At 44.6% G+C, this 491-nt stretch carries 1 pseudogene; it reads left to right on the top strand.

The features are described from left to right. Positions 1-277: pseudogene (locus GGG_RS20280) on the top strand (phage head morphogenesis protein); the annotation flags it as partial. Positions 278-491: the final 214 nt, after the last annotated feature.

Raw genomic sequence — 491 nt, 5'->3', positions numbered from 1 at the left:
CAATACAGCTTCAACCGTGGTGGGTGCTGCGACATTTAATCAAGTAGCGGCTTATCAGGTGGGGCAGACAGTTCAATTGAATGCGCCGTTGCTGATGGTTAATACAGCTTCAGATATCGTGATTAAGATTGAGAATGCTAAAGGGTTGGGTATTGATCTGGACATGCTGAATGCTGGTAATGGTGTTTTATTTCCAATTGGACTGTCGTTTGAGGTTATTTCGATTGAAGCGGTTGAAGGGCAGATGGTTTATACACTCAAGCCTTTGTTGAACTAATTTAAGAATTAATATGACCGCCTTCTGGGCGGTTTTTTATGGAGCATGAAAAATGCCAGATCCAAATGAAGAGCGGCTGAAGTATTTATTTAATGCCTCTGCGATTGAGGTACCCAAAGCCGAGGAAGGGCAGAAACGGAAATTTAAAGGCACTGCTTATGCCGGTGGTCGTGTAGATGGTCACTGGTATTGGGGGCGCTCCGGTGTGGTCTTT

The organism is Acinetobacter sp. P8-3-8 (genome assembly GCF_000214135.1).
Classification (GTDB): domain Bacteria; phylum Pseudomonadota; class Gammaproteobacteria; order Pseudomonadales; family Moraxellaceae; genus Acinetobacter.
The sequence above is the reverse complement of the archived record's forward strand: the minus strand, read 5'-3'. Positions and strand labels throughout refer to the sequence as shown.